The sequence below is a fragment of the Isoptericola sp. NPDC055881 genome, assembly GCF_053615895.1.
Map to the genome: position 1 here is coordinate 1 of NZ_JBSHCR010000143.1, position 2,855 is coordinate 2,855.

General features: G+C 74.2%; 4 protein-coding genes. All 4 read left to right on the forward strand.

Annotated elements, in window-relative coordinates; genetic code table 11:
* Window positions 1-136: 136 nt before the first annotated feature.
* The 4 genes from ACWGKI_RS20750 to ACWGKI_RS20765 are packed head-to-tail and all read left to right on the forward strand — an operon-like array spanning window position 137 to window position 2,781.
* Window positions 137-799 carry a hypothetical protein gene (locus tag ACWGKI_RS20750; RefSeq protein ID WP_452189568.1) on the forward strand — a complete coding sequence of 221 codons (663 nt, stop codon included), beginning with the start codon at window positions 137-139 and terminating at the stop codon, window positions 797-799.
* Entirely contained in the window at window positions 792-1,094 is a 303-nt protein-coding gene (locus ACWGKI_RS20755; protein WP_380245578.1) for a transcriptional regulator, read from the forward strand. The genes ACWGKI_RS20750 and ACWGKI_RS20755 overlap by 8 nt, the downstream gene beginning before the upstream one ends.
* On the forward strand, window positions 1,091-1,993 hold the full coding sequence (locus ACWGKI_RS20760) for an ABC transporter ATP-binding protein (protein ID WP_452189571.1): 903 nt from the start codon (window positions 1,091-1,093) through the stop codon (window positions 1,991-1,993). Before ACWGKI_RS20755 ends, ACWGKI_RS20760 begins: the two co-directional genes overlap by 4 nt.
* Entirely contained in the window at window positions 1,990-2,781 is a 792-nt protein-coding gene (locus tag ACWGKI_RS20765; protein WP_380245580.1) for an ABC transporter permease, read from the forward strand. Before ACWGKI_RS20760 ends, ACWGKI_RS20765 begins: the two co-directional genes overlap by 4 nt.
* Window positions 2,782-2,855 lie beyond the last annotated feature (74 nt).

Below are 2,855 nucleotides of genomic sequence, written 5' to 3' on the forward strand. Positions count from 1 at the left end.
GGCTGGAATTCCCCGGGGAATTCCAGCCACTTTCGTACCCACAACGACCGGGGGCTTCGAGGGGGTTGTGCGCCGATGCCCGCCGTGCCATGCTCGGCAAACAGGTTTGCAGCACAAACTACTCTGCGAGGTTGAGATGACCAGCACCCCCGACGGGCCGGGCGACGGCGCCGGGCTCGGCGCCGCCGACTCGCTGCGGCTCATCCGCCAGCAGCAGGACCGCGCCCGCGCCGCCCTCGAGCCCGACGGCCGCGCCCTCTACGGCGCGTGGGGCGTCGCCTGGCTCGCCGGCTACCTGGTCCTGTGGTCCAGCGCGCGGGACCAGGGCCAGCCCGAGGCGTGGGCGTTCTGGGTGTTCGCGGTCGCCATCGCCGCCGCGGTCGTGTTCACCATGGTCCACACCATCAGCCGCACCGCAGGCACGCGCGGCGTCTCCGCCCGGACCGGCGCGATGTACGGGTGGTCCTGGATGCTCGGCTTCCTCACCCTCAGCGTCTTCCTCGGCGGCCTCGCCCGCGCCGGGGCGGACGGGAAGGTCATGGGCCTCGCCAGCAACGGTGGTGCGTGCCTCGTCGTCGGGCTGCTGTACCTCGGCGGCGCCGCGGCGTTCGGCGACCGCAGCCTCTTCGTCCTCGGCACGTGGATCCTGCTGGTCGCCGCGGCCGCGACCTTCGCCGGTCTGCCCAGCACCTACCTCGTGATGGCGCTCGCGGGAGGCGGCGGGTTCCTCGTGATGGCGGGCGTCGAGCACGTGCGCACGTCGCGCCGCCGCGCGGACGCGGAGGCAGGCCGTGCCTGACGCCCTCGACCCGGTCATCCACGCGCCCGCGCGGCTGCGCGTCGTCGCGACCCTCGCGGCCCTGGGCACCGGCGACGAGCTGAGCTTCCCCAAGCTGCGCACGCTGCTCGACATGACGGCGGGCAACCTGTCCACCCACCTCCGCAAGCTCGAGGACGCCGGCTACGTCCGGGTCACCAAGACCCACGAGGGCCGCACGCCGGCCACCTATCTCGCGCTCACCCCGCAGGGTCGACGCGCGTTCGAGGACTACACCGAAGCCCTCACCGGGCTGCTGAGAGGAGCCGGATCATGACCCGTCCGTCGGAGCGGGCACCGGTCGTCGCGGTGCGCGGCGTGACCCGCCGGTTCGGCGACGTCGTCGCGCTCGACGACGTCAGCCTCGACGTCGGTGCCGGCGAGCTCGTGGGCCTGCTCGGTCCCAACGGTGCGGGCAAGTCGACGCTGCTGTCCCTGGTCAGCGGGCAGCGCCGCCCCGACTCCGGCACGGTGCGCCTGCTGGGCGGCGACCCCCGCGACGCGGCCAGCCGCGCCGGTCTCGGCGTCACGCCGCAGGAGACCGGGCTGCCCGCCACGCTGCGGGTCCGGGAGGTGGTCGACTTCGTCGGTGGGCACTACGTCCGTCCAGTGCCGACGGGCGAGCTGCTCGAGCAGTTCGGCCTCGCCGACCTCGCACGACGGCAGACGGGAGCCCTCTCCGGCGGGCAGAAGCGGCGCCTCGCGGTCGCGCTCGCCCTCGTCGGGCGCCCGCGCGTCGTGCTGCTCGACGAGCCCACCACCGGTCTCGACGTCGGCGCTCGCCAGGCCCTGTGGGACGCGATCCGCGCCTACCACGCGGGCGGCGGCACCGTGCTGCTGACCAGCCACTACCTCGAGGAGGTGCAGGCGCTCGCGCAGCGCGTCGTCGTCGTCGACCGCGGGGTGGTGCGCGCCGACGACTCGCTCGACGCCATCCTCCGACGCGTGGGCCTGCGGCGGGTGGCCGTGCGGTCCGGTGCGGACCTCGCCGCGTGGCCCGGCGTCGTGCGGGCCGAGCGGCGCGACGACGGCGTGCAGGAGCTGTACACCGCCGACGCGGACGCCCTCGTACGGGGTCTCGTCCGCGGCGACGTCGAGTTCCACGACCTCCAGATCCGGGGCGCCAGCCTGGAGGAGGCCTTCGAGGAGATGGTGCTGCAGGAGGTGGCCCGATGACCGCGACGACGACCGCGCCCCAGGCCGGGCGTGCCCCGGGGCCGGTGCGGCTGACGTGGCTGCACCTGCGGTACCAGTTCCTCGAGACCGTGCGCGTGCCGATCGCGGTGCTCGGCAACATGCTGTTCCCCGCGCTCGCGATGTTCTTCTTCGTGGTGCCGCAGCGCGACGTCGCGCAAGACCCGCTGTGGGCGACGATGTCCGTGGCGAGCCTCGGCCTGTTCGCCGTGTGCTCGGCCAGCCTGTTCACCTACGGGCTGGGCGTGGCGGAGGACCGGCAGCTGCCGTTCGACCCGTTCCTGCGCTCCCTGCCCGCCGGGCCGGGTCCGCGCATGGTCGCGCGCATCGGCAACGGCGCGATCTTCGCCCTCTTCGGGCTCGTGCCGCTGATCCTCATCGGCTGGCTGTTCACCGCCGCGACCGTGACGGTCGGGCAGCTGCTCGCCGGGGTGGGCACGATCCTGCTGGTCTCGGTGCCGTTCGTGCTGCTCGGGATGGCGGTCGGGTACTCGTTGTCCGCGAAGGCCGCGCTGCCGGTCGTGCAGGTGGTGCTGTTCCCCCTGGCGTTCGCGGGCGGTCTGTTCCTGCCGCCGCAGGCGTTCCCGGCGTGGCTCGACGCGATCTCGCAGGCCACCCCGACCCGGGCCGGCCGCGACCTGCTGGTGCAGGCGCTCACGGGGCAGCCGGCGTACCCGGCGGCGTGGCTGGTGCTGGCCGGCTGGACGGTCCTGTTCGCCGTCCTCGCCGTCGCCGCCTACCGCCGTGACGAGGGCCGCCGCTTCCGCTGACGCGGCCCCGGGGGTGTTGTGGGCGGGCGTTTGGCCCTGCTTCGCGACCGAAACAGGGCCAAACGCCCGCTCAC